This window comes from Streptomyces sp. RKAG337, assembly GCF_023701715.1.
Lineage (GTDB): Bacteria > Actinomycetota > Actinomycetes > Streptomycetales > Streptomycetaceae > Actinacidiphila.
In genome coordinates this window covers 3,449,087-3,474,721 of the sequence record NZ_JAJOZA010000001.1, presented here as the reverse complement: position 1 = coordinate 3,474,721, position 25,635 = coordinate 3,449,087, and the positions used below count along the sequence as shown (strand labels likewise).

General features: G+C 70.2%; 25 protein-coding genes and 1 tRNA gene. 15 read left to right on the top strand and 11 right to left on the bottom strand.

From position 1 onward, the window contains the following. The first annotated feature begins 128 nt into the window (after positions 1-128). The 3 genes from LNW73_RS15245 (at position 129) to LNW73_RS15235 (ending at position 5,271) form a co-directional block, all read left to right on the top strand. Positions 129-3,611, top strand: a complete 3,483-nt coding sequence (locus tag LNW73_RS15245) for a BTAD domain-containing putative transcriptional regulator (protein WP_250990268.1) — start codon at positions 129-131, stop codon at positions 3,609-3,611. A gap of 12 nt (positions 3,612-3,623) precedes the next feature. After that, positions 3,624-4,541, top strand: a complete 918-nt coding sequence (locus LNW73_RS15240) for a MurR/RpiR family transcriptional regulator (RefSeq protein WP_250976907.1) — start codon at positions 3,624-3,626, stop codon at positions 4,539-4,541. Positions 4,542-4,881: 340 nt separating this feature from the next. Beyond that, on the top strand, positions 4,882-5,271 hold the full coding sequence (locus LNW73_RS15235) for a hypothetical protein (protein ID WP_250976908.1): 390 nt from the start codon (positions 4,882-4,884) through the stop codon (positions 5,269-5,271). 180 nt (positions 5,272-5,451) lie between these two features. On the opposite strand, the gene LNW73_RS15230 is transcribed toward LNW73_RS15235, so the two are convergent. The 6 genes from LNW73_RS15230 to LNW73_RS15205 are packed head-to-tail and all read right to left on the bottom strand — an operon-like array spanning position 5,452 to position 9,273. Then, complete coding sequence (locus LNW73_RS15230) at positions 5,452-6,111, bottom strand: O-methyltransferase (protein ID WP_250990267.1); 660 nt, start codon at positions 6,109-6,111, stop codon at positions 5,452-5,454. Further along, on the bottom strand, positions 6,104-6,736 hold the full coding sequence (locus LNW73_RS15225) for a VOC family protein (protein WP_250990266.1): 633 nt from the start codon (positions 6,734-6,736) through the stop codon (positions 6,104-6,106). Before LNW73_RS15225 ends, LNW73_RS15230 begins: the two co-directional genes overlap by 8 nt. Continuing rightward, a complete protein-coding gene (locus LNW73_RS15220; protein ID WP_250990265.1) occupies positions 6,733-7,119 on the bottom strand; it encodes a cupin domain-containing protein in 387 nt (128 codons plus the stop codon). Before LNW73_RS15220 ends, LNW73_RS15225 begins: the two co-directional genes overlap by 4 nt. Further along, positions 7,116-7,505 carry a hypothetical protein gene (locus LNW73_RS15215; protein WP_250990264.1) on the bottom strand — a complete coding sequence of 130 codons (390 nt, stop codon included), beginning with the start codon at positions 7,503-7,505 and terminating at the stop codon, positions 7,116-7,118. The genes LNW73_RS15220 and LNW73_RS15215 overlap by 4 nt, the downstream gene beginning before the upstream one ends. 47 nt (positions 7,506-7,552) lie before the next feature. Continuing rightward, positions 7,553-8,089: a cupin domain-containing protein gene (locus tag LNW73_RS15210; protein ID WP_250990263.1), complete on the bottom strand. Its 537-nt coding sequence runs from the start codon at positions 8,087-8,089 to the stop codon at positions 7,553-7,555. Continuing rightward, positions 8,089-9,273: a sedoheptulose 7-phosphate cyclase gene (locus LNW73_RS15205; protein ID WP_250990262.1), complete on the bottom strand. Its 1,185-nt coding sequence runs from the start codon at positions 9,271-9,273 to the stop codon at positions 8,089-8,091. Before LNW73_RS15205 ends, LNW73_RS15210 begins: the two co-directional genes overlap by 1 nt. A gap of 170 nt (positions 9,274-9,443) precedes the next feature. On the opposite strand from LNW73_RS15205, the gene LNW73_RS15200 reads away from it, so the two are divergent. Further along, positions 9,444-11,036 (top strand): GMC family oxidoreductase, encoded by a 1,593-nt coding sequence (locus tag LNW73_RS15200; RefSeq protein ID WP_250990261.1) that lies wholly within the window; start codon positions 9,444-9,446, stop codon positions 11,034-11,036. Positions 11,037-11,109: 73 nt separating this feature from the next. Here LNW73_RS15200 and LNW73_RS15195 read toward each other — a convergent pair. After that, a tRNA-Gly gene (locus LNW73_RS15195) sits at positions 11,110-11,183 on the bottom strand. 465 nt (positions 11,184-11,648) lie between these two features. On the opposite strand from LNW73_RS15195, the gene dcd reads away from it, so the two are divergent. Further along, positions 11,649-12,224: a dCTP deaminase gene (gene dcd, locus LNW73_RS15190; protein WP_138351324.1), complete on the top strand. Its 576-nt coding sequence runs from the start codon at positions 11,649-11,651 to the stop codon at positions 12,222-12,224. Position 12,225: 1 nt separating this feature from the next. Next, positions 12,226-12,723, top strand: a complete 498-nt coding sequence (locus tag LNW73_RS15185) for a phosphoribosyltransferase (RefSeq protein ID WP_250990260.1) — start codon at positions 12,226-12,228, stop codon at positions 12,721-12,723. 56 nt (positions 12,724-12,779) lie between these two features. Here LNW73_RS15185 and LNW73_RS15180 read toward each other — a convergent pair whose 3' ends face one another. Then, entirely contained in the window at positions 12,780-13,658 is an 879-nt protein-coding gene (locus LNW73_RS15180; RefSeq protein WP_374118101.1) for a Yip1 family protein, read from the bottom strand. A 229-nt stretch (positions 13,659-13,887) separates the two neighbouring features. Here LNW73_RS15180 and LNW73_RS15175 point away from each other — a divergent pair, with 229 nt between their 5' ends. Next, the gene (locus LNW73_RS15175; RefSeq protein WP_250990258.1) at positions 13,888-14,688 is read left to right on the top strand and encodes a DsbA family protein; all 801 of its coding nucleotides are present in this window, start codon (positions 13,888-13,890) and stop codon (positions 14,686-14,688) included. 63 nt (positions 14,689-14,751) lie between these two features. Here the strand turns inward: LNW73_RS15175 and LNW73_RS15170 are convergent, their stop codons facing one another. Further along, complete coding sequence (locus tag LNW73_RS15170) at positions 14,752-17,016, bottom strand: (Fe-S)-binding protein (protein WP_250976951.1); 2,265 nt, start codon at positions 17,014-17,016, stop codon at positions 14,752-14,754. 302 nt (positions 17,017-17,318) lie between these two features. Here LNW73_RS15170 and LNW73_RS15165 point away from each other — a divergent pair, with 302 nt between their 5' ends. The 6 genes from LNW73_RS15165 to LNW73_RS15140 all read left to right on the top strand — a co-directional run bounded on the left by LNW73_RS15165 (position 17,319) and on the right by LNW73_RS15140 (position 22,943). Then, positions 17,319-17,927: an LCP family protein gene (locus tag LNW73_RS15165; protein WP_250990257.1), complete on the top strand. Its 609-nt coding sequence runs from the start codon at positions 17,319-17,321 to the stop codon at positions 17,925-17,927. Positions 17,928-18,093: 166 nt separating this feature from the next. Next, positions 18,094-19,950 carry a molecular chaperone DnaK gene (gene dnaK / locus LNW73_RS15160; RefSeq protein WP_138358862.1) on the top strand — a complete coding sequence of 619 codons (1,857 nt, stop codon included), beginning with the start codon at positions 18,094-18,096 and terminating at the stop codon, positions 19,948-19,950. Further along, positions 19,947-20,609 (top strand): nucleotide exchange factor GrpE, encoded by a 663-nt coding sequence (gene grpE, locus LNW73_RS15155; RefSeq protein WP_138358860.1) that lies wholly within the window; start codon positions 19,947-19,949, stop codon positions 20,607-20,609. Before dnaK ends, grpE begins: the two co-directional genes overlap by 4 nt. A 30-nt stretch (positions 20,610-20,639) precedes the next feature. Beyond that, positions 20,640-21,839, top strand: a complete 1,200-nt coding sequence (dnaJ, locus tag LNW73_RS15150; RefSeq protein ID WP_138358858.1) for a molecular chaperone DnaJ — start codon at positions 20,640-20,642, stop codon at positions 21,837-21,839. Position 21,840: 1 nt separating this feature from the next. Beyond that, complete coding sequence (locus LNW73_RS15145; protein ID WP_164294602.1) at positions 21,841-22,293, top strand: heat shock protein transcriptional repressor HspR; 453 nt, start codon at positions 21,841-21,843, stop codon at positions 22,291-22,293. Between the two features lie 128 nt (positions 22,294-22,421). After that, positions 22,422-22,943 carry an FBP domain-containing protein gene (locus LNW73_RS15140; RefSeq protein ID WP_250976953.1) on the top strand — a complete coding sequence of 174 codons (522 nt, stop codon included), beginning with the start codon at positions 22,422-22,424 and terminating at the stop codon, positions 22,941-22,943. Between the two features lie 42 nt (positions 22,944-22,985). Here LNW73_RS15140 and LNW73_RS15135 read toward each other — a convergent pair whose 3' ends face one another. Both LNW73_RS15135 and LNW73_RS15130 read right to left on the bottom strand, forming a co-directional pair. Next, positions 22,986-23,834 (bottom strand): hypothetical protein, encoded by an 849-nt coding sequence (locus LNW73_RS15135; RefSeq protein WP_250990256.1) that lies wholly within the window; start codon positions 23,832-23,834, stop codon positions 22,986-22,988. A 55-nt stretch (positions 23,835-23,889) separates the two neighbouring features. Beyond that, positions 23,890-24,291 (bottom strand): ATP-binding protein, encoded by a 402-nt coding sequence (locus LNW73_RS15130; RefSeq protein ID WP_250990255.1) that lies wholly within the window; start codon positions 24,289-24,291, stop codon positions 23,890-23,892. Positions 24,292-24,538: 247 nt separating this feature from the next. Here LNW73_RS15130 and LNW73_RS15125 point away from each other — a divergent pair, with 247 nt between their 5' ends. Both LNW73_RS15125 and LNW73_RS15120 read left to right on the top strand, forming a co-directional pair. Then, positions 24,539-25,420 (top strand): helix-turn-helix domain-containing protein, encoded by an 882-nt coding sequence (locus LNW73_RS15125; protein ID WP_250990254.1) that lies wholly within the window; start codon positions 24,539-24,541, stop codon positions 25,418-25,420. Positions 25,421-25,431: 11 nt separating this feature from the next. Beyond that, positions 25,432-25,632 carry a DUF397 domain-containing protein gene (locus LNW73_RS15120; RefSeq protein WP_250990253.1) on the top strand — a complete coding sequence of 67 codons (201 nt, stop codon included), beginning with the start codon at positions 25,432-25,434 and terminating at the stop codon, positions 25,630-25,632. Positions 25,633-25,635 lie beyond the last annotated feature (3 nt).

Here is a 25,635-nt window from a genome sequence, read left to right as displayed (position 1 = left end):
GGCGGGGAACGTGGGCCGGGAAGGCGGGCTGGGAACTGTTGCCCGGGAACTGTGGCCCGGGGCTGGGGAATTCGGGCCCGCCAAGATCCTTGGCCGCTTACGATGTGCGGCGACATGGTGTCATACGCGTGCTCGGTTCCTTCGGGGCCACACGGGACGGGGAGCCCGTTCCGCTCGGCGGGCGCAGGCAGCGGTCGGTCCTCGCTCTGCTGGTGGCGGCGCGCGGCCAGGTGGTCCCCGTCGACCGGATGGTCGAGGACCTCTGGCAGGACGCGGCGCCCGCTCAGGCGGTGACCTCGCTGCAGGCGTACGTGTCGAACCTGCGCCGGCTCCTGGAGCCCGGCCGGGCTCCGCGTACCCCGGCGAAGCTGCTGGTCAGCGCGCCGCCCGGCTATGCGCTGCGGCTGCCCGAGCACGCGGTCGACGCCTGGCGCTTCGAGCGGCTGCTGCACGACGCCCGCGAACTCCTCACCACCCGGCCGCGGGCCGCGGGCCGGCTGCTGGACGAGGCGCTGTCGCTCTGGCAGGGCCCGGCGTACGCGGAGACGGCCGACGAACCGTGGGCCCGCGCCGAGACGGCGCGTCTTGAGGAGCTCCGGAGGGTCGCCCGGGAACTGCGCGTCGCGGTGGGGCTGCGCTCCGCCGACGTCTCCGGGACCGTTCCGGAGGCCGAACTGCTCACCCGTGACGAGCCGTTGCGTGAGGAGGGCTGGCGCCTGCACGCCCTGGCGCTGTGGGCGGTGGGCCGGCAGGCCGACGCGCTGGCCACCCTCCGGCGGGCCCGCGCGGTCCTCGCCGCCGAGGTCGGCCTGGACCCCGGCCCCGGCCTGACCGCACTCGAAGAGGCGGTCCTCGCCCAGCGCGCGGAGGTCCTCCGCGCCGCGACGGACGCGCCGCCGGAACCGCTGACGGACGCCCCGCCGGAACCGCCGATCGACCCGCCGGCGGATCCGCTGACGAGTCCGGCGAGTCCGGTACCTTCGACCGCCCCCGTGCAACAAACCCCTGAGGCAGACCTGTTCGTCGGCCGCGAGTCCGAACTGGAGCTCCTCGCGGGCGCCGCGGACCGGGCGCGCACCGCCGGTCCGGGCGTCGCGCTGGTGACCGGAGAGGCGGGGCTGGGCAAGTCGGCGCTGCTGGAACGGTTCGGGCACCGGCTGCGCCGTGCCGGCTGGCTCGTCGTGTTCGGCCGCACCACGGACGCCGAGGGCGCGCCGCCCGCCTGGGCCTGGGTCGAGGCACTGCGGTCGGTCGCCGCGGAGGTCCCGCCGCCGGCCGGGTCGGCCGCCGTGCTGGCCCCGCTGCTGTCCGACGGGACCGCGGACTCCGCCGGCTCCGCCACCGGCTCCGTCCCTCAGGAGGACGCGGCCGCGGGCCGGTTCCGGCTGCACCGGGCGGTCCGGCAGTGGCTGGCCGCGGCGGCGAAGGACCGGCCGGTGGCCGTCCTGCTGGACGACCTGCACTGGGCCGACGCCGAGACGCTCGCGATGCTGGTGGGCCTGGTCGATCTGCCGCAGGGCACCCCCGTCCTGTTCGTGGCCGCGTACCGGCCGGACGAGATCGGGGGCCCGCTCACCGATGGACTCGCCGGTCTGGCGCGGCGGTCACCGCTGCGCGTGCCGCTGCGGGGACTGTCCGAGTCGGCCGTCGCGGAGGTGATCGGGGCGGTGACCGGTGCGGCGGGCGAGGCACCGGTGGACGCCCGGACGGTGGCCGCGCTCGCCGAGCGCACCGGCGGCAACCCCTTCTACGTCCGCGAGAGCGCGCGGTTGCTGGGGAGCGAGGGCGCGCTGGTGGCCCTGTCCGATGTGCCGCAAGGGGTGCGCGACGTGCTGCGCCGCAGGCTGGGACGGCTTCCCGACGCGGCCGTGGCCCTGCTGCGGCTGGCCGCGGTCGCGGGGCGCGAGGCGGACGTCGAGGTACTGGTCGGTGCCGCGGACACCGGCGAGGACGGCGTGCTCGGCGCGCTGGAGACCGGCCTCGTCGCGGGACTGCTCACCGAACCCGCGCCGGGCCGCGTCCGGTTCGTGCACGCGCTGGTCAGGGACACGCTGCTGGCCGACCTGAGCCGGCTGCGCGCCACCCGCATGCACGGCCGCATCGCGGCGGCCCTGGAGCGGCTCGCCCCGGACGACGTCTCCGCGCTGGCCCATCACTACGCGGGAGCGGCGTCCTCGGCCACGGCGGCCAAAGCCGTCGACTACTGCGTGCGCGCGGCCGCGCTCGCCGAGGGCCGCTATGCCCACGACGTGGCCGCCGCTCTGCTCGGGCAGGCGCTGGAGTGCTTCGACCGCCTGCGCCTCACTGCGGCCGGTGCCGGGATTCCCACGGGCGGAGGTCCCGCAGGGGATACCGGAGACCGGGACGACGAGCGGATCGAGCTGCTCGGCAGGCTGCTGCGGGCCCAGGTACGGGCCGGGGCCGTCATGGAGGCGCGTACGACACGTCAGACGGCGATCGATCTCGCCACGGCCGCGGCACGGGACGATCTGCTGATCCGCGCGTTCACCGCGTGGACCGAGCCGACGCCCTGGCAGACCCGGCCGTACGGCATGGTCGACGAGCCCGTCGTCGCCGGGCTCGGCCGCCTGCTGGAGCTGCCGGATCTCGAACCCGCGGTGCGTTGCCGGCTGCTGGACGCGTACTCCGCCGAGCTCTCCGACGGTCAGGACCCGCGGGCACGGGCCGCCGCCGAGGAGGCCGTCGTGATCGCGGACGGCCTGGGGGATCCCATGCTGCGGGCGCTGGCGCTCGCGACCCTGGCCCGTGAGCTCGACACCGAGCTGGAGTGGCGGGAACGGGCGGAGCTGGGGGAGCGGATCGAACGGCTCGGCAGCGCGCACGACCTGCCGATCTACCGCTGGTACGGGCTGTTCATCCGGTCGACGGCGCTGGCGGTCGAGGGCGACGTCGCCGGCGTCCACCGGCTCACCGCCGAGTGCCTGGAACTTGCCCGCGCCTACCGGATGCCCGGACCCGTCGCGGTCGGCGAGAGCATGCTGGCGACGTTCGCGCACATCGAGGGCAGGGTCGCGGACGCCGAGCGGCTCTACGCCGAGGCGGCCGCCCGGATGGGCCGCCAGGGCTCACCGCACGCCGCCGGCTATCTGCTGATCGCCACCGCGACGATCAGGTCGGGCCAGGGACGGCTCGGCGAGTTCGTACCGCCGGCCCGGCGGGCCTTCGACGCCTACGGCCCGATCGCCTGCGATCTGCTCTCCGCGGCCCTGGCCGCTGCCGGGCAGCCGGCCGAGGCCCGGCGGGTGCTGGCGCAGGCGCCGCCGATCCGGCCGGACTACTTCTTCAAGGTCTTCGCGACCTTCCGTGCGATGACCATGGTCGCGCTCGGCGAGAAGGAGGGTGCCGAGGAGCTGTACGCGGCGCTGCTGCCCTACCGCCACGCACCGCCGCCCAGCTCGGGCTCCACCGTGGCGATCCGGCCGGTCGCGTACACGCTCGGCGAGCTCGCACGGCTCCTCGGCCGCGACGCCGAGGCCACCGAGCACTTCGCCCGTGCGGACGCCATCGCCCAGCAGTGGAACACCGCCCTGGGGAGATTTCCCGGCCGACCACAGGGCGTGAGCTATGTTGAGCAGGAGCGGCATGGATAAGGAGGCGCACCGGTGCCATCGGGGCAGCAGGCACGGGCACAGGCGGCTGCGATCACCCCGGGTGGGCAGCCCCAGGAGCAGGAGCGTGCCCCCGCGGACCGCGTCCACGCGCTGTTCAACGGCCATCGCCTGTCCCCCGGACAGCGCCGTATCGCCCAGTACCTGATCGATCACCTCACCGAGGCCGCCTTCCTCTCGATCACCGAGCTCGCCGAGCGGGTGGGCGTCAGCCAGCCCTCCGTGACCCGTTTCGCCACCTCCCTCGGCTTCAGCGGCTACCCCGCCCTGCGGGACGTGCTGCAGCCGATCGCCCTGAGCGCGGTCGCCGGGTCGCCGGAGAGCCGGGAGCAGGTCCGCCGCAACGAGCTGCAGGCGGCGGTCGACACCGAGATCGAGAACCTGGAGAACGTGCGGCGGCTGCTCGCCGACACCGACCAGGTGCTGGACATCGGCCGTGAGCTGGCCCATTCCGTGCCGCTGACGGTTCTCGGCCTGCGGATCTCGGCGCCGCTCGTGGAGTACTTCGCCTATGCCGCCCGCCGCATCCACCCCGATGTGCGGGTGGTGACCCGCGGCGGCAGCGTCGCCTTCGACGCGCTGCTGCAGTCCCGGGCGGCGGGCGGGGCGTGGGTGCTGGCGTTCGCCATGCCCCGGCACGCCAAGGAGACCCTGGCCGCGCTGCGGGCCGCCCGCAGCGCCGGGCTGCGCATCGCGCTGATCACGGATCTCACCCTGGGCCCGCTGGTGGACGAGGCGGACGTGGTGCTGACCGCCGGCACCGGCTCGCGGCTGGTCTTCGACTCCTACGCGGCCCCGGGCATGCTCTCCGCGGCCCTGCTGCAGGCCATGGCCGACGCCGATCCTGGACGGACGCAGGCGCGGCTCGAGGGGTACGAGCAGGTCGCCGATCAGCACGGTTTCTTCCTCTGAGAACCCGCTGGAAACCGCTGGAGAACCCTCTAGAAACCGTTTTCACCGTCCGTGCGGCGCCGCCTTGCCCGGAATGTATGAATTTTTTCATACCCTTGCGTACTCGACGGTATATATGTTTACTGCAAGCGGCGCCTGGGCCCACCGGACGCCATTGGAGAGCGTGACCCGCCCTCCCGACGGAACACCCGGGCCGACGCTCCCTCCTCGTGGCGCGCCCGGGGTGTTCACACCGGGCGCTCGCACCCGCGGAGCGCCCACGGCAGCCTCGGTCAACCCCTGGGCCGAGGCAGCCAACAACCTCTTGATCAGAGTTCGGCACTCTTCGGAAGCGACGAGAATGTCCCAGACGACCCTCACCACGCTCAGCCCGGACTGGCCCTGCCAGGTCAAATCACCCGGGAACCCCGACTGGGAACGCACCGCCACCCGCTGGCTGCGTGACCTGCTGCCGGCCCGCTACGCCGGATACTCCACCCTCACCCGCCACCCGGCCCTGCTCGCCCGCCACGCACAGCTCCAGCTCCAGTACGAGATGCGCGCGGTCCAGGTGGCGATGACCACCAGCCGGGCCGAGCTGCCCACCATGGGCATGGTCGAGGCCGTCATCGAGAACACGATCCGCCTCTACGCCGTCGAGCTGGAACAACTGAGCCGCCTCGCCCGCGGCGTCCGCCTCGTCACCGAGGCCCTCGTAGCAACCACCGCCACCTCCCCACGCAGACGCTGACGGGCGTCGCCGGTGGCCTGGGGTCGTGCGGACCCGGGGCAGCCGGTCTCCTGGGGAACGCGTGGACGGGCCCCGGGAGCCGTACCTGGCTTCCGGGGCCCTGTGAGTGCCCATACGCACCTGCCGTGCGGGCGGACCTGATGGTGTCGCGCCGCACCTTTCCCACGTGACCGACGTGAGTCAGCGCTTACGGGCGATGGTGATGCCGTCTGCCATCGGCAGCATGGAGAGGTCGATGCGTTCGTCGGCGAGGAGGGTGTCGTTGACGGAGCGGACGCCGAGGGTGTCGGGGTCCTGCTGGGTGGGGTCGGTCACCCGGCCGGACCACAGGGTGTTGTCGAGGACGATCAGGCCGCCGGGCCGGGTGAGGGCGAGGGACTGTTCGTAGTACTGCGGGTAGTGAGCTTTGTCCGCGTCGATGAAGACCATGTCGAAGCAGGCGGGACCGCGCTCGAGGAAGAGGGCGTCCAGGGTCTCCAGGGCGTCGCCGAGGCGCAGTTCGATGCGTTCGAGGAGCTCGGCCTCCTGCCATGCGCGGCGGGCGATGGCCGTCCATTCCTCGCTCAGGTCGCAGGTGACGAGCCTTCCGCCGGCGGGCAGGGCGCGGGCCATGCACAGTGAGCTGTAGCCGGTGAAGGTGCCGATCTCCAGGACCTCGCGCGCGCCGGTGAGGCGGATCAGGAGCGCGAGGAGCTGGGCCTCCTCCGGGAGGATCTGCATGATCCGGTCGGGCAGCGCGGCGGTCTCCTCGCGCAGCTTTCGCAGCACGGGTTCCTCGCGCAGCGAGACGTCGCGGACGTAGTCGAGGAGGGTGGGTGTCATGTCGATCTGGTCACGCATGTCGGCTCCCTGTCAGGGCGTCGGCCGGGATGGCGGGGCTGTTCCGGCGGTCGGCGTCCTGCACCGTGTCTCCGCCGGGGTACCAGGGCACAGGTGAGGGGCCGTAACGGCGGGCCCGGGTGCCGCGCTCGTACGGCAGGTTCTCGGCGGCCTGCACGAGTTCCATCTGCATGCCCCAGGGGGTTCGGAAGTAGAGCCAGCGGTTGCCCGCGATGGGACCTTCCGGGATGGCACGGGGGCTGCCCAGGAGCTGCACTCCCGGCTGGTCGCGCAGATACCGTGCCGCCTCGTCGATGTCGGTGACGTGGATGGCGAGGTGGTGTCCGCCCCAGTCGCTGTTGGCCGGCAGCTCCTGCCGCTGGTCCGGGGATTCGTACGCGAAGAGTTCGAGGTTGGTCACCGGCCCGAGGCGGAGCATGGCGATCCGCGCGCTCGCCCGGGGATGGACCCCGAGGTGGTGGGACATCGTGTCGCCGTCCGGATCCTGGACGGGGCCCTCGCGGTAGATCAGTTCGGCGCCCAGGACGTCGGTGAAGAAGGCCACGGCCTGGTCGAGGTCGGGAACCGTGTACGCGACATGGTCGACGTTCGTGGCACCGGGGATGCCCGGCGGCCGGGTGGTCATGAGGCGACGGGAAGCCGGGCGGGCATGCCGGCGGTCAGATGGCGTGGTGCCACGGCGACCAGGACGAGCTCCATGCCGCTCGCGCCGGCCCGCAGCCGTACCCCGCTGTTCAGCGCGCAGGCGGCGAGACTGCCCGGGGCCAGGGGGCTGCTGCTGCCCCCGTCCGGCTGCTCGAGAAATCCGTTGCCCGCGGCGACGAACCAGATCTCCTCGGTGCCCCGGCGCCCCCGCACGCCGATCTCGGCGCCGGGCGCCAGCCGGAGATGGTCGACCGCCTCGGTCTCGGAGAAGAAGAAGCCGCGGCGGGCCAGGGAGCGGCTCTCGGTGTGCGGGAGGTTGTCCCGCACGGTGCGGGTGGTCCGCTCGACGGTGGTGACGATCACTGCGAGCCCGCTTCCCGGTCGGCCGCGGGCACCATCAGGCTGGCGTGGAAGTAGCGCAGCGGTTCCTGTCCGGGGCCGGCGCTGATGGTCAGGGCGCCGCCCTGCGGGACGGTGACGGCGGTGCCGGCCGCCAACTGCACGACGGTGCTGCCCGATTGAGCGGTGCCGGTGCCCTCCAGGACGAAGACCGTGTGTTCCAGTTCGGCCGCCGAGAGGGTCTCGGCCTGTGCGTGGTCGAGGGTGACGAGCCGGGCCTGACGCAACGGCCCGGTGAGCAGGGTCGTCAGGTCGACCTCTCCGACGGCCGAGAGGTCGATGATCCTTGCTGTCTCGATCCCCGACCCCGACCCCGCTCCCGTAGCGGTCGCGGTCTCGGTCTCGGTCACTGAGGCTTGGGCTGTGGCTGTGGCTGTGGCTGTGGCTGTGGCTGAGGTCATGAGGTCTCTCCTGATGCGGTTGTCGCGCCTACCAGCGCCTGTGCGGTGTCGGGCCCGAAGACTTCGATGACCAGCCAGTTGAGGTCCTGGTCACCGAGGTTGCGGAACTGGTGCCTGGTGCCCAGGCCGTTGACGACCAGGTGCCCGGGCCTGATCCGGTGCGGGACGTCGTTCAGCAGGATTTCGCCCTCGCCCGAGATGACGAAGTACAACTCCTCGGTGCGGGTGTGCCGGTGCTCCCCGCATACCGCGCCGGGCGGCAGGGACGCCCATTCGACGGCCTCCCAGGTTCCGGCCAGGCCCATGCGCCGGGCCAGGCACTTCCAGCGGGCGACGTCGGCGCCGCCGTGCATCGCGTGCACGGCGGAAGCTCCCCTGGTGTCGGCCACCATGAGTTCACCGGAGTGTTCGCGGTTGTGTTCGCGGGAGTGTCCGCCGGTGTCTTCACGGGTGTGTTCGCGGGTGCGTTCACCGGCGTGTTCACCGGTATGTTCACCGGCGTGTTCGCGGGTGTTGTGGTCTGGCTCGGGCATCAGTGGTCCCTCGGATCGTGGAGATAGGCGGCAGCGGCGCGTACTTCGTCTCCGGTGAGGTCGTCGACGAAGTGGGCGGAGCCGATGTCGGTGGCCAGCGGCATCCGCTGGCGGCCGTCGCGGTGCCGGACGGTGTCCGCGAGCGCGCCGGCCAGCAGCTCCGGCCGACAGGCCTGGTGGGTGCGGGGCAGCCCCAAGGCGGTCATGAGCGCCAGGACGCGGTCGCGTTGTGCGGCGCTGAGCAGGCCGCGCTGCCAGGAGATGACCGTGGTCAGGGCCATGTCGATGGCGACGGCCTCACCGTGCAGGAGCTCCGGCATGGCGTGCATCTCCAGGGCCGGGCTGAAGGTGTGGCCGTAGTCGACGGCGCGCTGCAGTTCGTGTTCCCACAGGTTCGGTTCCAGCTCGGCGAGCATCCCGCCGATCGCACGGCGCAGCACCTCGTCGCCGGCCAGCGCACTGGGCGGGGTGCGCCCCTGGAAGCGCTCGCTGCGCAACAGCGGGCCGAACTCCTCGAGAAGCTCGAACAGCGGCGCGTCCAGCACCAGCGCGATCTTGAGGATCTCGGCCAGGCCGTTGGAGATCTGACGGTCCGGCAGGGTGTCGAGGAAGGTCGGATCGAGCAGCGCGGTGCATGGCGGGTGGTAGCAGCCGATGCGGTTCTTGCCCCCGGCGTGGTTGACGCCGGCCTTGGCACCGATGCCGGCGTCGACGAGCCCGATGAGTGTGGTCGGGATCTTGACGTGTGGCAGCCCGCGCCGGAACATTCCGCAGGCGAAGCCCACGATGTCGGTCAGGACCCCGCCGCCGACCGCGATGACGGGCTCCTGCCGGCGCAGGATCCCGAAGGAGTCGAAGGCGGTCACGGCCCGTAGCACGGAGCCGATGTCCTTGTGCTCCTCCCCGGAGTCCAAAACGAGCCAATGGACCTCGACGCTGTGCGCGTGGAAATAGGCCCGCATGCGGTCGCCGTAGAGCTTGTCGACCGTGCGCTCGGTGATGACACAGCGCCGGGCCGGGGTCGGCGTGTCGGCGGAGATCCCCGCTCGGGCAAGGGAGTTGTTGGCGGGGGCCAGGAGATCGGAGGTCAGGACCACCTCGTACTCCACGGTCTGCTGGGCACGGACATCCCAGACGGCGTCCTGGCGGAGCGGGGACTGCCTGGACATGGATGAGCTCGGCATGGAGCAGCGGGATCCTTCACTGATGGCGGGGGGGGGAGAGCGATGCACGGCAGGCCGGCGACAACGAGTGAAGTATCGTTACGCTTGGCAACCTAATGGAATCAGAGCGTAATGGATCTTGGCCAGTTGGCATTCATCCGTTTGCGTCGGAACTCTCAACGGGGATGCGCGTGTCGACTGAGATCCCGCACGGGGTGGCTGCCCACGAGCACGGAGTGGCTGCCCACGGGCACGGAGTGGCTGCCCACGAGTACGACGTCCTGATCGTCGGCGGGGGAAGTGCCGGGGCCGTGCTCGCGGCCAGACTGAGCGAACTCCCGGACCGTCAGGTGCTCCTGATGGAGGCCGGAGAGGCGTACACCCCGACCGCGTTTCCCCGGCAGGTGCTCAACGGGGCGGTCTACGAAGGCGACCCCTCGCTTCTCTGGGAGGCCCCGCCCCTCGACGAGCAGCGCACGGGGCACGCCGGGACGGTGGTCCGGGCGAAGGTGCTGGGCGGCGGATCGGCGATCAACGCCGGGGTGGCGATGCGAACTCCCGCAGCCGACCTGCGGCGCTGGCGACGACGCGGCCTGACCGGCTGGGAGCCCGAGGACGTACTGCCGTACTACCGGCGGTTGGAGGCCGCGGACTACGGCGACCCGGAACTACACGGGCGGCACGGCCCGGTGCAGGTGCGCCGGGTACCCGAGGGGACGACGACCCCGGCGCACCAGGCCTTCGTCCAGGCATGCGGCCTCCTCGGCTTCGAGCCCCTCGACGACCTGGACGCCGCCCACGAAGGCGGGATCGGGCGCTACCCGCTCAACATCGCCGGGGGAGTCCGCCAGAGCACCGGCCTGGTGTACCTCGACGAACCAACACGCGCGCGGCCGAACCTGCACATCCTCGGCCGGACCTCGGCCGCCACCGTCGCCTTCGGGCGGAACGGCCAGGCCATCGGCGTCCGCACCATCGACGGGACCCTCATGCGGGCCCGGGAGACGATCCTGTCCGCGGGCGCGGCCGGCAGCCCCGCGATCCTGCTCCGCTCCGGGATCGGCCCTGCCGACGAGCTGAAGGCCCTGGGCCTCGACGTCATCGCCGACCTCCCCGTAGGACGGCAGTTGCGCGAGCACCCTTGCGCCTACCTGTTGTTCAGCGCCCCGCCGGAACTGCTCGGCACCGCGCTCCCCGCGGTCTCGGTCCTGCTGTGGACGCGCAGTTCCCTCGCCCGCGACGGAGAGCTGGATCTGCATGTCGCGCCCAGTCATCTGGTGCGCTCCGAGGCCTATCCGCACGGCAGCGGGCTCGGCTTCCTGCTCTCCGTGACCCGGCCCGAGCCCGGCAGCCATGGCCGGCTGCGGCTTGCCGGCCTGGATCCGAGGACCGCGCCACGCCTGGATCTGGAACTCCTGGCCCATCCGCTGGACGTTCGGAAGATGAGGGAAGCCGTGGCCCTCGGCCGGCGGCTCGCCGCCACCGCGCCGATGCGAGCCCTCGGACTCCACGAGATCGCACCGGGCCCGGCGCTCACCTCGGACGCGGAACTGACCGCCTACCTCAGAGCCCACGTCAAGCCCTATCCGCACCTGTGCGGCACAGCACCGATGGGCCCCGCGAACGACCCCGCCGCGGTCGTCGACCGGCTGGGCCGCGTGCACGGAGTGCCGGGCCTACGGGTGGTCGACGCCTCGATCCTTCCCGACGCGCCTTCCGTGGCGACCAATCTCACCGTGATGATGGCCGCCGAACTGATCGCCGACCGCTTCCTGCGCACCTGACGACGTCCATGGCCCCGAGCGCGAACAGCCCGCACAACAAAGCAGCCCCGGGCCGTTGGCCTGGGGCTTTGGGTGGAGCGAGTGACGGGAATCGAACCCGCGCTCTGAGCTTGGGAAGCTCATGTTCTACCATTAAACTACACTCGCGCGGCACGCCGGTTTGGGGCGTGGCACCGTCGCATACTGTACCGCATGGTCGGCCCTGGGCGCGTTTTCGCCTGGGGCCTTCGTGTTGTCGGGGGGCGGCGTGGGGGGTGGGGATGTGGCTGCGGGGGGCGGGGGTTGGGGCGTAGTTTGGGGGTCGGAGCGGCGTGTGGAAGATGGCCTGCCTCATCCCCTAATGTGGCTTTTGTCGTCCACGGAAGTTGGGGAAGGGAAGCGATGGATCGCACCGTCGTTCGTTGTGCCGAGGGGCACGTGTTCAGCACCGCGTCGTTCCCGATGCAGAATCTGGGTGTCGGCCGGCTGGGCCCCGGGCGGTTGTTGAGGTGTCCGCGCTGTGCGCGGTTGCGGCATGCGGTGCCGGTGGAGAACGGAAAGTAGCGCAAGTGATGCCGCGCGGCTCCGGTCAGGATTGGGCCGGGGCCGCGTCGTCCGCGTAACCTTCGGGACGTGCTTCTCTCAGACAAGGACATCAGGGCCGAGATCGACAGCGGACGGGTGCGGGTCGACCCCTTCGACGAGTCGATGGTGCAGCCGTCGAGTATCGATGTGCGGCTGGACCGGCTCTTCCGCGTGTTCGAGAACCACCGGTACCCGCATATCGACCCGGCGGTGGAGCAGAGCGATCTGACCCGGCTGGTCGAGCCGGAGGGCGACGAGCCGTTCATCCTGCATCCGGGTGAGTTCGTGCTCGCGTCGACCTATGAGGTCATCTCGCTCCCCGACGACCTCGCGTCGCGCCTGGAGGGGAAGAGCTCGCTGGGCCGGCTGGGGCTGGTCACGCACTCGACGGCCGGCTTCATCGACCCCGGGTTCTCCGGGCACGTGACGCTGGAGCTGTCGAATCTGGCGACGCTGCCCATCAAGCTGTGGCCGGGGATGAAGATCGGTCAGCTGTGCCTCTTCCGGCTGACCTCGCCGGCCGAGCACCCGTACGGCTCGGAGCGGTACGGATCGCGTTACCAGGGCCAGCGCGGGCCGACGGCCTCGCGGTCGTTCATGAACTTCCACCGGACGCAGGTCTGACATGGCGGCCGTGCGGGAGAACCTGACGTACGAGGGCTTCGGGCGTGCCGTGCGCGAGCTGGCGCAGACGATCGCGGACGACGGGTACGAGCCCGACGTCGTGCTGTCGATCGCGCGCGGCGGGGTCTTCGTGGCGGGCGGTCTGGCCTACGCGTTGGACTGCAAGAACATCCACCTGGTGAACGTCGAGTTCTACACCGGTGTGGGCACCACGCTGGAGATGCCCGTGATGCTCGCCCCGGTGCCCGACGCCATCGACTTCAGCAACAAGCGCGTGCTGATCGCCGACGACGTCGCCGACACCGGCAAGACGCTGAAGCTGGTGCACGACTTCTGCGTGGGGCATGTCGCCGAGGTCCGCAGTGCGGTGATCTACGAGAAGACGCAGTCGCTCGTGAAGTGCGAGTACGTGTGGAAGCGCACCGACGACTGGATCAACTTCCCGTGGTCCGTCGACGAGCCCGTGGTGAAGCGGGCCGGGCAGGTTCGGGACGCCTGAGCGATCCGCAATGGGCAAACGTAAGGGGCGCTTCCCTCGGGAAGCGCCCCTTACTGCTAGATCACCGGGAGCTTGAAGAGGACCAGCAGCGCGATCAGTTGGATCGAGGCGGCGCCCAGCGCCTTGGGCCAGGGCAGGTCGTGGGACTTGCTCACCATGGAGGTGAGCAGGGCCGCGCAGGCCAGCCAGGTGACCCAGCCGATGATCTGGACGAGTCCGTTGGCGCTGCCGAGGAACATCGCGAAGAGCAGGCGGGGCGCGTCGGTGAGCGAGGTGACGAGCATCGCCAGGCCGATGGTGGGGGCCCAGGAGCCGTCGCCGCCGAGCTGGCGGGCCAGCGCGTGCGTCACGGTGCCCAGCATCAGGCCGCTGAGCGTGACGGCGACCGCGGTGCTGATCACCCACGGGACGCTCGACGACACGGTCGCGTTGAGGACGTCCTCACGGGCCGCGTCGAAGCCGAAGACCGCCAGCAGGCCGTAGAGGAACGTGACGGTCAGGGCCGGGCCCCAGACCGCGTGGTCCCGCATCTGCCAGAAGGTGTGGCCGGGGCGCAGCGCGATACCGCTGATCAGCTGCTTCCAGTGCAGCCGGGGCCCGGAGGGCGGCGCGGTGGTCTGCCCCGCGCGGTACGTGGAGATGTTGTCGTTGCCGGGGCCGCCCTGGTCCGGGCCGCCGTACGGCGCGAACTGGTCGGGGGAGCCGGGGAGGGTGAAGGCGCGGGTGTGGCCCGGGTTGTCGTTGTACGCCGGGGCCGGCGCCGGGCCCGGAGCGGGCTCGCCGAAGTATTCGGGCTCACCCGACGGGGTGCCGCCCTGCCCGCCTCCGTAGCCCTGCGGATAACCCTGCGGTTGTCCGTAGTTCTGAGGGCCACCGTGCTGGGGCGCCTGCTGCCCGCCGTGGTCCCGTCCGCGTCGATTCCTGAATCCAGCCACGTCATCGAACGTACCGGTTCCCGCTGGGCGCCGGGCCCGGAGGCCGGTTCCACGGGGGCCTTTGCTGCCAACCTGTGACACGTGACGACACGGCCTTTGGGGGACCTTTGGCCCTGATTCATGTGACTTATGCGGGGGCTGGTGGGGCTGGTGGGAACTCAGCGTCGTTAGATGGGGGGACATCTCGGGATTTCCGGGACGCAGCAGTCACATCAGAAGGAGCCGTTCCATGGCCGTACGTACCGCCCGTAACGTCAGAACCGCAGGAATCGCGGCCGTCGCCGCCGCGGTGCTCGCGATGACGGCGGCCGGCTGCGGGTCATCGTCGGGGTCCGGGTCGGCGAAGGGATCCGGCTCCGATTCCGCCCCGTCCGCGAAGTCCGGGGCGAAGTCCGGGGCGCAGGCCGGCGCCGAGGCCGACGGTGGTGCCAAGGGCGCCGTCGACGCGGCCACGCTCTCGCAACTCCCCGCCCGGATGGCCGCGGACGGTACGGCGATCGTCGTCGGCGACCCGAAGGCGCCGAACACGGTGAAGGTCTACGAGGACCCGCGCTGCCCGTACTGCATGCACTTCGAGCAGGGCGGCGGCTCGGCGCTCGCGAAGCTGGTGAAGGACGGCAAGGTCAAGGTCGAGTACACGATCGCGTCCTTCCTCGACTCGAACTTCGGCGGCAGCAGCTCGGTGAAGGCGGCCAACGCGATGCGCGCGGCCGTCGACGCGGGGAAGTTCCCCGAGTTCCACTCGGCGGTCTTCGAGAACCAGCCCGAGGAGCCCGCCGACGGCTTCACCGACGCCTTCCTGCTCAAGATCGCCGACAACGTGAAGGGCCTGAATACCACGGCCTTCCAGAAGGCGGTCAAGGACCAGACCCACAAGGACTGGGTGGCGACGTCCGAGAAGGCCTTCGAGGCCTCCGGCTCCAAGGGCACCCCGACGGTCCTGGTGAACGGCAAGAAGGTCACGCCGGAGAAGGCCGTCTACGACGCGGCCGCGTTCACCAAGGCGCTCAAGGACCTCGGCATCGGCTAGGACGGGAAAACGGAGCGGGGACGGCACGCCCTTCAGGGCGTGCCGTCCCCGCTCCGTGTCAGGTCAGGAGTTGCTTGCCGCCTCCGCGGGCTCCTCCACCGGGCCCTCGACGTCAGGCACCACAGGCGTCTTGACCGACTGCAGCAGCAGCTGCGAGACGTCCACGACCTGGAGGTTCTCCTTCGCCTTCCCGTCGTTCTTCTTGCCGTTGATGGAGTCGGAGAGCATCACCAGGCAGAACGGGCAGGCGGTGGAGACGATGTCCGGGTTGAGGGACAGCGCCTCGTCCACGCGCTCGTTGTTGATGCGCTTGCCGATGCGCTCCTCCATCCACATGCGCGCGCCGCCGGCGCCGCAGCAGAAGCCCCGCTCCTTGTGCCGGTGCATCTCCTCGTTGCGGAGACCGGGCACCGCCTTGATGATGTCGCGCGGCGGTGTGTAGACCTTGTTGTGCCGGCCCAGGTAGCAGGGGTCGTGGTACGTGATCAGGCCCTCGACCGGGGTGACCGGTACGAGCTTGCCCTCGTCCACCAGGTGCTGCAGCAGCTGCGTGTGGTGGATGACCTCGTACTCGCCGCCGAGCTGCGGGTACTCGTTCGCGATGGTGTTGAAGCAGTGCGGGCAGGTCGCGACGATCTTCTTCTTGGTCTTCTCGACGACGATGCCTTCTTCGGCGTCCTCACCGAAGGCCATGTTCAGCATCTCGACGTTCTGCTGGCCGAGCTGCTGGAAGAGGAACTCGTTGCCCAGGCGGCGGGCGGAGTCGCCCGTGCAGTTCTCCTCGCCGCCCATGATGGCGAAGGAGACCCCGGCGATGTGCAGGAGCTCGGCGAAGGCCTTGGTGGTCTTCTTCGCGCGGTCCTCCAGGGAGCCCGCGCAGCCGACCCAGTACAGGTACTCGGTCTCGGAGAGGTCCTCGATGTCCTGGCCCACGACCGGGACCTCGAAGTCGACCTCCTTGACCCAGGCCAGGCGCTGCTTCTTCGCCAGGCCCCAGGGGTTGCCCTTCTTCTCCAGGTTCTTGAGCATCGTCCCGGCCTCGCTCGGGAACGCGGACTCGATCATCACCTGGTAGCGCCGCATGTCGACGATGTGGTCGATGTGCTCGATGTCGACCGGGCACTGCTCGACACAGGCGCCGCACGTGGTGCAGGACCACAGGACGTCCGGGTCGATGACGCCGTTCTCCTCGGCGGTGCCGATGAGCGGACGCTCGGCCTCCGCCAGGGCGGCGGCGGGTACGTTCGCCAGCTGCTCGGGCGTGGCCTTCTCGTTGCCCTCGGCGTCCTTGCCGCCACCCGCGAGCAGGTACGGCGCCTTGGCGTGCGCGTGGTCGCGCAGCGACATGATCAGGAGCTTGGGGGAGAGCGGCTTGCCGGTGTTCCAGGCGGGGCACTGCGACTGGCAGCGGCCGCACTCGGTGCAGGTGGAGAAGTCGAGCAGGCCCTTCCAGGAGAAGTGCTCGATCTGGGAGACGCCGAACTGGTCGTCCTCGCCCGGGTCCTCGAAGTCGATCGGCACGCCGCCGGAAGCCATCGGCTGCAGCGCGCCGAGCGCGACCGCGCCGGACTCCTCGCGCTTGAACCAGATGTTGGGGAAGGCCAGGAAGCGGTGCCAGGCGACGCTCATGTCGGTGTTGAGGCCGACGGTGATCGCCCAGGTCATCGTCACACCGAGCTTGATCATCGCCGTGAGGTAGACCGCGTTCTGCAGTGCCCCGGTGCTGAGCCCCTTGAAGGCCGCGACGATCGGGTACGAGGCGAAGTACGCGGCCTCGTAGTGGTCCACGCCGTGCAGTGCGCCCTCCAGCCCGCGCAGCGTAAGGATCGCGAGGCCGATGACGAGGATGACGTACTCGACGAAGTACGCCTGCCAGGACGTCGAGCCGGCGAAGCGCGACTTGCGGCCGGCCCGCGAGGGCAGGTTCAGCAGCCGGATCGCCATCAGGACCAGGATGCCGACGGTCGTCGCGAGCGCGATGAACTCGGTGTACATCTCGTACGGCAGGAAGCCGCCCAGCACCGGCAGCGTCCAGTCGGCCTTGAAGAGCTGGCCGTACGCGGTGAGGATCGTCAGCCCGAGGGTCAGGAAGCCCACGGCGACGAACCAGTGCGCGACGCCGACGACGCCCCACTTGTTCATGCGGGTGTGGCCGACGAACTCCACGCCCAGGGTCTTGGAGCGCTGCACCGGGTCGCCCGTGCGGGAGCCCTCAGGGGTGGGCTGGCCGAGCTTGATGAACCGGTAGATCTGCGCGACGGCGCGGCTGATGAGCGCAACGCCGACCGCGGTGAGGACCAGCGACACAATGATCGCGGCGAGTTGCATGGAGGGCTCCTCGGGCCTGCGCGAGCGGGGATTACTAAGCGGTAACTTATCCGGTCTCCCGCTGAGATTACCCGGGATACCCGGCCTCATACAGCCGCCCAGCCGGTGATCTGTGTCGCTGTGTGACCGATCGGACTCCGCGCACGGGCGGCCGGCCCGCATCCGTCGGTGATCCGTTCGTGGGAAATATGACTATAGACGCACAAAAGCCCAGCAATACGGCTATGGAGTAGGGCGACAACCGTCCCGCGACGACTGGGTGATGGGTGATGCGTTCCGTGGCGACGCCGGGGACCCGCAGGATGCTGCGGTTCCTGGGTCTGGGGTTGGCCCTGCTGCTGGGGGTGTCGGCGGCGCTCGGCTGGATGGCCTACCGCAGGCTCAACGGCAACATCCGCACCGACGAGGTCGCCGCCCGGGTGCTCGCGGAGCACCCGGAGGAACGTCCGCCGGTGCTCGTTCCCAAGGCGCGCAACGTCCTGGTGCTGGGTACGCGGTCGGCCTCGGTGACCCTGCTCCATGTGTCCGCCGACGCCCGGCGGACGGCGGCCGCCGTCACCGTGCCCGGAGACCTGATGGCGCGGACCCCCGGCTGCACCGGCTGCACGATCCGGGCCTTCGAGGCGCTCACCGGCATCCGGGTCGATCACCACGTGGTGATCGACCTCAAGGGGGGCGGGGGCGCCGGGGGGCAGCTGCGGACCTTCGCGACCACGACCGTCACCGCCGACGCGGGACTGGACTCGATCCCCGAGCTCTACCCGCTCGCCGAGCTGTACCCGCTCTCCCCGTTCTCCCCGCTCGTGGACGGTGTCCGCGGCCGGCCAGGACACCGGCTCCGGTCGGTGACCGTGCCGCACGGGCCGGCCGCGGGTGCGCTCTTCCGGGCGTTGCGGGAAGATCGATTCTGAGGCCGGAGGCGCAGCAAAGGACCAGGTCACAGCCTTGCGACCGAAGCTGTGAGCGATCGAACAGTCGAAGAGTTGAGCCCCCTCCACTCAGCTCTGTTGACAGGTTTCCGTCTCTGATGCACCCTTGAGCCAGTTCCACTCAAGTCGGTCAGCTGGAGGATTTACCATGGCACGTGCGGTCGGCATCGACCTGGGCACGACTAATTCCGTCGTCAGCGTTCTCGAAGGCGGCGAGCCCACCGTCATCACCAACGCCGAAGGCGCCAGGACCACGCCGTCCGTCGTCGCCTTCGCCAAGAACGGCGAGGTGCTCGTCGGAGAGGTCGCCAAGCGCCAGGCAGTCACGAACGTCGACAGGACCGTCCGGTCGGTCAAGCGCCACATGGGCACCGACTGGAAGATCAACGTCGACGGCAAGGACTTCAACCCGCAGCAGATGAGTGCCTTCATCCTGCAGAAGCTGAAGCGTGACGCCGAGGCCTACCTGGGCGAGAAGGTCCAGGACGCGGTCATCACCGTCCCGGCGTACTTCAACGACTCCGAGCGCCAGGCGACCAAGGAAGCCGGCGAGATCGCGGGCCTCAACGTCCTGCGCATCGTCAACGAGCCGACGGCCGCCGCCCTGGCCTACGGCCTCGACAAGGACGACCAGACCATCCTGGTCTTCGACCTCGGTGGCGGCACCTTCGACGTCTCGCTGCTCGAGATCGGCGACGGCGTCGTCGAGGTGAAGGCCACCAACGGTGACAACCACCTCGGTGGTGACGACTGGGACCAGCGGGTCGTCGACTACCTGGTGAAGCAGTTCGCCAACGGTCACGGCGTGGACCTGTCCAAGGACAAGATGGCCCTCCAGCGCCTCCGTGAGGCCGCTGAGAAGGCGAAGATCGAGCTGTCCTCGTCCACCGAGACCTCGATCAACCTGCCCTACATCACGGCCTCCGCCGAGGGCCCGCTGCACCTGGACGAGAAGCTCACCCGCGCCCAGTTCCAGCAGCTCACCGCGGACCTCCTGGACCGCTGCAAGAACCCGTTCAACAACGTCATCAAGGACGCCGGCATCCAGCTGTCCGAGATCGACCACGTGGTTCTGGTCGGCGGCTCGACCCGTATGCCCGCCGTCGCCGAGCTCGTCAAGGAGCTGACCGGCGGTCAGGACGCCAACAAGGGCGTGAACCCGGACGAGGTCGTCGCCATCGGCGCCGCACTGCAGGCCGGTGTCCTGAAGGGCGAGGTCAAGGACGTCCTGCTGCTCGACGTCACCCCGCTGTCCCTCGGTATCGAGACCAAGGGAGGGATCATGACCAAGCTCATCGAGCGCAACACCACGATCCCGACCAAGCGCTCCGAGATCTTCACGACGGCCGAGGACAACCAGCCGTCCGTCCAGATCCAGGTCTACCAGGGTGAGCGCGAGATCGCGGCGTACAACAAGAAGCTCGGGATGTTCGAGCTGACCGGTCTGCCGCCGGCCCCGCGCGGGATGCCGCAGATCGAGGTCACCTTCGACATCGACGCGAACGGCATCATGCACGTCGGCGCCAAGGACCTCGGCACCGGCAAGGAGCAGCGCATGACCGTCACCGGTGGCTCCGCGCTGCCGAAGGACGACATCGACCGCATGATGCGCGAGTCCGAGCAGTACGCCGAAGAGGACCACAAGCGCCGCGAGGCCGCCGAGACCCGTAACCAGGCAGAACAGCTCGTCTACCAGACGGAGAAGTTCATCGCCGACAACACGGACAAGCTCCCGGCGGACGTGAAGGAAGAGGTCGAGACGACCGTCGCGGACCTCAAGGAGAAGCTCAAGGGCGAGGACGTCGCCGCGATCCGCGAGGCCACCGAGAAGGTCGCCGCCACCAGCCAGAAGCTCGGCACGGCGCTCTACGCCAACGCCCAGGCCGAGGGTGCCGGCGCCGCCGGTCCCGAGGACGCCGCGGGTGCCGGCCAGGCCCAGGCCGACGACGATGTCGTCGACGCCGAGATCGTGGACGAGGACAAGCCGAAGGACGGTGCCGCGTGACGGAGGAGTCGAAGGGCTTCGACAAGGAGCCCGACGTCCCCTCCGATGCCGCGGAGTCCGAAAGCGCGACGCCCGACAACGAAGCGGCGAAGGCCGCCGGTTCCGCCGATGAGGCGGAGCCGGCGGCCCCGGCCGGGGACGCGAATCAGATCACAGCCCTGAAGGCCCAGCTGGACCAGTCCCGCAGCGCTCTCACCGAGCGCACCGCGGACCTCCAGCGGCTCCAGGCCGAGTACCAGAACTACCGGCGCCGGGTGGACCGGGACCGCATCGCGGTCAAGGAGGTCGCGGTCGCGAACCTGCTGACCGAACTGCTCCCGGTACTCGACGACATCGGCCGCGCGCGGGATCATGGCGAGCTGGTCGGCGGTTTCAAGTCCGTCGGCGAGTCGTTGGAGACCGTGGTGGCCAAGCTGGGTCTGCAGCAGTTCGGCAAGGAGGGCGAGCCCTTCGACCCGCTGGTGCACGAGGCCCTCATGCACAGCTACTCGCCGGATGTCACGCAGACCACCTGCGTGCAGATCCTGCAGCCCGGGTACCGGATCGGTGAGCGGACCATCCGCCCGGCCCGCGTCGCCGTCGCCGAGCCCCAGCCGGGCGCGGCGGGCAAGGGTGAGGACGAGGCTGACGAGGAGAGCGGTGGCCCGGACGAGGGCTGACGCGACACACGGGAAGGAGGGACGGCGAGGATGAGCATCAGCAGGGACTTGTACGAGAAGGACCTCTACAAGGTTCTCGGCGTCCCGAAGGACGCGACCGAGGCGGAGATCAAGAAGGCGTACCGGAAACTCGCCCGCGAGTTCCACCCGGACGCCAACAAGGGCGACGCCAAGGCCGAGGAGCGCTTCAAGGAGATCTCCGAGGCCAACGACGTCCTGTCCGACGCCAAGCGCCGCAAGGAGTACGACGACGGCCGCGCGCTGTTCGGCAACGGCGGACTGCGCAGCGGTCCCGGCGGTGCCGGCGGCCAGGGCGGCTTCGGCTTCGACCTGGGCGACCTCTTCGGAGGAGCTCAGGGCGGCGGCACGCAGACCGGCCAGGCCGGCGGGTTCGGCGGCGGTCTCGGCGATGTCTTCGGCGGCCTGTTCAACCGGGGCGCCGGCGGCACCGGCACCCGCGTCCAGCCGCGCCGCGGCCAGGACATCGAGTCCGAGGTGACGCTCAGCTTCACCGAGGCGGTGGACGGGGCCACGGTCCCGCTCCGGATGTCCAGCCAGGCCCCCTGCAAGGTCTGCTCCGGCACCGGCGACAAGAACGGCACCCCCCGGGTCTGCCCGACCTGCGTCGGCACCGGCCAGGTGTCGCGCGGCGGCGGTGGCGGCTTCTCGCTCACCGACCCGTGTGTGGACTGCAAGGGCCGCGGCCTCATCGCCCAGGACCCCTGCGACGTCTGCAAGGGCAGCGGGCGCGCCCGCAGCTCCCGCACCATGCAGGTCAGGATCCCCGCGGGTGTCACCGACAACCAGCGGATCCGGCTGCGCGGCAAGGGCGCACCGGGCGAGCGCGGCGGCCCGGCCGGCGATCTGTACGTCGTCGTCCATGTCGCCAAGCACCCCGTGTTCGGGCGCAAGGACGACAACCTCACCGTCACCGTGCCGGTCTCCTACCCGGAGGCCACGCTCGGCGGCGAGATCAAGGTACCGACGCTCGGCGGTCCGCCGGTCACCCTGAAGCTGCCCCCGGGCACGCCCAACGGGCGTACTCTGCGGGCCCGCGGCAAGGGCGCGCTCCGCAAGGACGGCAGCCGTGGTGACCTGCTGGTCACCGTGGAGGTCGCGGTACCGGAGAAGACCGAGGGCAAGGCGCTCGACGCGCTGGAGTCCTACCGGGAGGCCACGGCGGAGTTCGACCCGCGGGCGGAACTCTTCAAGGCCGCGAAGGGAGCATGACATGGACGGCATGCGGGGCGGTCGGATGCGTCACCCGTACCAGCTGACCGAGGAGTCACCGGTCTACGTCATCTCGGTGGCGGCCCAGCTCTCCGGGCTGCACCCGCAGACGTTGCGCCAGTACGACCGGCTCGGCCTGGTTTCCCCGGACCGCACCGCCGGCCGTGGCCGCCGTTACTCGGCCCGCGACATCGAGCTGCTCCGCGAGGTGCAGCGGCTGTCGCAGGACGAGGGCATCAACCTCGCCGGCATCAAGCGCATCATCGAGCTGGAGAACCAGGTGACCGCGCTCCAGGCGCGCATCGCCGAGCTCGCGGCGGCCGCCGAAGGCATGTCGGCCGCCATCCAGCAGCGTGAGGCCGCCGTGCATGCCTCCTACCGCCGCGACCTCGTCCCGTACCAGGAGAAGCAGACGACCGCGCTGGTCGTCTGGCGTCCCAAGCGGAACGATTAGTCGCTCTTGTGTACGACGAAGCCCGGCACCCTCCTGAGGGTGCCGGGCTTCGCCGTGTCACCGGCCGGGGCCGGGCCCCCGAATATCCGGACGACATGTCCGGACCCGGCTGTTAGCGTCGAACCACTATGGAACCGCTCGTCGAACAGCAGATCCGTGCCTCCTTCGTGAACTGTTCCAAGGGAGAAGCACGCCGCCTCAACCTGCCCCGGGACTTCGCCGACCTGCCCTGGGCGGATCTCGACTTCCTCGGCTGGCGCGACCCCGGAGCCCCGGACCGCGGCTACCTGGTGGCGCCAGGGGAGAACGGACTCACCGGTATCGCACTGCGCAGCTCGGGCGGAGCGCGTCGCAACATGCTGCGCACCAGCCTCTGCTCGCTGTGCGTCACCAACCACGCGAGTGGCGGCGTCGACCTACTCGTCGCCCCGAAGGCCGGCCCCGCGGGCCGGAACGGCAACACGATCGGCACGTACATCTGCGCCGATCTGGCCTGTTCGCTGTATGTGCGGGGAAAGAAGAAGGTCGCGACGGCCCAGCGGTTCGAAGAGACCCTCACCCTGGACGAGCAGATCGCCCGGACGGTGCGGAACGTGGACGTGTTCCTGGCCAAGGTCACCGCCGACACGGATGCCGGCGCCACGCTCTAGCCGGGCGGTCACCGCAGCGGGAAGTGGCGGCGGTGGCGGCGGTCACAGCCTGCTGGGGAGCGTGAGCAGCCACACGATGAGTGGTGTGACGAGCAGGACACCCCAGGCGCCGGCGAGGAAGAACCCCAGCGCGATTTCCGACAGCCATTTGATCCGGGTCGGAACGACCACGCGACGGGGATCGCGGGGGTCGTAGCGGATCTCGCCTCTCCGGGCGGCGGTGTTCGACTGATGCTCGCGTGCGTCACCGTCGAGAGTCCGAAAGCGATGCGTGTAGTCGGGGGCGTCGTCCTCGGCGGTGTCACTGCGGGTGGACTCCGCACGGGCCGTTACGCCACGCCACCCGACGATCAGGTGGGTGCGGAACTCGGACAGGTCCGCCCAGAAGCCCAGAAGTGCGAGTCCGGGCAGCGACATGGCCCATGCCTCGAGTCCCGACGTGCGAGGCTCGACCGGGATCAGCAGCGTGATCGGTGCCCCGAGCACGACGTAGGCCAGCGCGCACCGCTGCCACGGCGGACCGTGCCGCACCACGTGTGCGATCCGACTGCCGGCTGCGTGGGCCGCCCGCCGCAGCCGGGACGGCGTGGTGTCCTCGCGGACCTCCGGCTGCCGTTCGGTTTCGTCCTCGACGATGGCGTCGATGTCCGCGGCGAGAGCGGCCAGTACTTCTGGATTCCTGTGCCGCAGTGTCAGGGGGGTCGGCCCCTTCGTATCGGACAGCAGCAGGCTCAACCCCTTTTCGTGGCGGCGGACCTCCCGTACCCGTGCTCCCGGAACGACGGTGGTGGTACGGCCGCGCCGCCAGTGCACCGCGCCCTTCTCGACCCACACCCGGTTCCGGCCGTCCACGACCACGACGCCGGTCCCCACTGGCTTCTGCTCCCCCATACGGCACACGGTAGGCCCACACGGGTGGCAGCGGCTGGGCCTTCGTGCCTGCCGGTCAACCCAGTTCGAACCAGACGCCCTTCCCGGGCCCCGGCCCGTGCCGGCACACCCCCCACGCCGTCGCACACGCACTGAGCAGCGGCAGCCCGCGCCCGTGCTCCGCCTCACCCCCGGGCCGGGCGTGCGGCTCCGGCAGCCCCGGCGCGTCATCGGTGACCAGCACCCGCAACGCACCGGGCGTCGCGCACTCGGCGAAGAGGGTCAGGCGCGCCTGAGTGCCGGCTCGCCGGCAGGCGAGCACGGCGTTCGTGACGACCTCGGACGTGAGCAGTAACGCCACATCGGAGAGGGCGGGGTTGCCCGCGGCGGCGAGCAGCGTGCGTACGCCCTCGCGGGCGGAGCGGACCCATACGGGGTCGGGCGGGAAGACGAGCGAGAAGTCGGTTCCATTCGTCATGGGGGTTCGCGCTTCCGTGGGGCGGGGCCCACGCGAGGAGGGTGGCTCTGCCTGCCCCAACTACCGTTGGGACAGATGCACTTCCGGTTCCGTCGCGAGGAGCGGGACGCCTCCGAAGGTAGGCTCACGCGTGAGATGGTCGCAACTGTGACCCGTCAATTACCCCCAGACGAGTGGTGCTGCCGGAAACCGGTGGACCAAGCCCGCTGAGACCGTCAAGCTGCCCCGGAGTTGCGAGGAGGACTGCATGGCGCCGAGGACCAATCCGACTGAGCGGCAGCGGCGATTGGGCGCGGAATTGGGCAAGCTGCGGCGCACAGCCGGGCTGTCAGGGGACCAGGCAGGTGCGCTGCTCGACTCCGACCGCACACGGATCAGCCACATCGAAGCCGGGCGGGCCGACGTGCCCCGGAACGGGCTCTACACCCTGCTGCGCGCTTACGGTTGCGCCGAAGGCCCATTCTTCGACGGTCTGATGAGCATGGCCCAGGACCGGGGGAAGGGCTGGTGGACCGAGTACCGCGACGTCATGGGCAAGAGCGCCCTCGACCTTGCGGAACTCGAATCCCGATCGTCGAGCGTGCGAATCCACGAGCCGCTGTTCATTCCCGGCATGCTGCAGGTGCCGGAGTACGCCCATGAGGTGATCGCCGCCACTGGGACCGACACCGAACGGCACGATCGCTACGTAGAGTTCCGGCTCGCACGGCAACGCGTCCTCACCAGCGACTCCCCGATCTCGTACCACGCAGTGATCCACGAGTCGGCACTCCGAGTTCAGGTCGGCAGCAAGCGCCACCTTCGCAAGCAGCTGCTGCGACTGATCGAGATCGCCCGACTTCCCAATGTCACCCTGCAGATATTCCCCTTCGAGGCGGGTGCGTACTCCGCGTTCAGCCGGAACTTCCTGCTCTTCGGCGGACCGTCGTCCGAGCTGGGAACTGTCTACCTGGAGCATCCGCTGAACACGGTTTTCCTGAGTGATGGGGAACAGCTCGATGACTACGCGAAGATATTCGCGCGCCTGTCCGGATTGGCACTGCCTCCTGTGGACCCGGAAGCCGCGCCGGAGTCCCATGAGGGTCGTGACTCCCTCAGTCTCATCCAGCACGTGATGTACAACCTGTGAGGAGGGACCAGATGTCCACGCTCGTGTGGCAGAAGTCCTCGTTCAGTACCGGCGGCCAGGGCGAATGCGTCGAGATAGCCACCGGCGCAGCCGGACTCGTCCATCTCCGGGAGAGTGACGACCCCCTGGCCGTCATAACCACCACCCCCGCCGCCCTCCGCGCACTGCTCAGAGCCGCGAAGGCCGGGGCCTTCGATCACCTCGCGCGCTGACGC

What these genes read in the sequence shown, in the direction of transcription:
- LNW73_RS15235 (WP_250976908.1), top strand. Translation starts at nt 4,882, where the DNA reads ATGTCCCAGACGACCCTCACCACGCTCAGCCCGGACTGGCCCTGCCAG.
- LNW73_RS15230 (WP_250990267.1), bottom strand. Translation starts at nt 6,111, where the DNA reads ATGCGTGACCAGATCGACATGACACCCACCCTCCTCGACTACGTCCGC.
- LNW73_RS15225 (WP_250990266.1), bottom strand. Translation starts at nt 6,736, where the DNA reads ATGACCACCCGGCCGCCGGGCATCCCCGGTGCCACGAACGTCGACCAT.
- LNW73_RS15210 (WP_250990263.1), bottom strand. Translation starts at nt 8,089, where the DNA reads ATGCCCGAGCCAGACCACAACACCCGCGAACACGCCGGTGAACATACC.
- LNW73_RS15205 (WP_250990262.1), bottom strand. Translation starts at nt 9,273, where the DNA reads ATGCCGAGCTCATCCATGTCCAGGCAGTCCCCGCTCCGCCAGGACGCC.
- LNW73_RS15185 (WP_250990260.1), top strand. Translation starts at nt 12,226, where the DNA reads ATGGCGGCCGTGCGGGAGAACCTGACGTACGAGGGCTTCGGGCGTGCC.
- LNW73_RS15175 (WP_250990258.1), top strand. Translation starts at nt 13,888, where the DNA reads ATGGCCGTACGTACCGCCCGTAACGTCAGAACCGCAGGAATCGCGGCC.
- LNW73_RS15170 (WP_250976951.1), bottom strand. Translation starts at nt 17,016, where the DNA reads ATGCAACTCGCCGCGATCATTGTGTCGCTGGTCCTCACCGCGGTCGGC.
- LNW73_RS15165 (WP_250990257.1), top strand. Translation starts at nt 17,319, where the DNA reads ATGCTGCGGTTCCTGGGTCTGGGGTTGGCCCTGCTGCTGGGGGTGTCG.
- dnaK (WP_138358862.1), top strand. Translation starts at nt 18,094, where the DNA reads ATGGCACGTGCGGTCGGCATCGACCTGGGCACGACTAATTCCGTCGTC.
- dnaJ (WP_138358858.1), top strand. Translation starts at nt 20,640, where the DNA reads ATGAGCATCAGCAGGGACTTGTACGAGAAGGACCTCTACAAGGTTCTC.
- LNW73_RS15145 (WP_164294602.1), top strand. Translation starts at nt 21,841, where the DNA reads ATGGACGGCATGCGGGGCGGTCGGATGCGTCACCCGTACCAGCTGACC.
- LNW73_RS15140 (WP_250976953.1), top strand. Translation starts at nt 22,422, where the DNA reads ATGGAACCGCTCGTCGAACAGCAGATCCGTGCCTCCTTCGTGAACTGT.
- LNW73_RS15135 (WP_250990256.1), bottom strand. Translation starts at nt 23,834, where the DNA reads ATGGGGGAGCAGAAGCCAGTGGGGACCGGCGTCGTGGTCGTGGACGGC.
- LNW73_RS15130 (WP_250990255.1), bottom strand. Translation starts at nt 24,291, where the DNA reads ATGACGAATGGAACCGACTTCTCGCTCGTCTTCCCGCCCGACCCCGTA.
- LNW73_RS15125 (WP_250990254.1), top strand. Translation starts at nt 24,539, where the DNA reads ATGGCGCCGAGGACCAATCCGACTGAGCGGCAGCGGCGATTGGGCGCG.
- LNW73_RS15120 (WP_250990253.1), top strand. Translation starts at nt 25,432, where the DNA reads ATGTCCACGCTCGTGTGGCAGAAGTCCTCGTTCAGTACCGGCGGCCAG.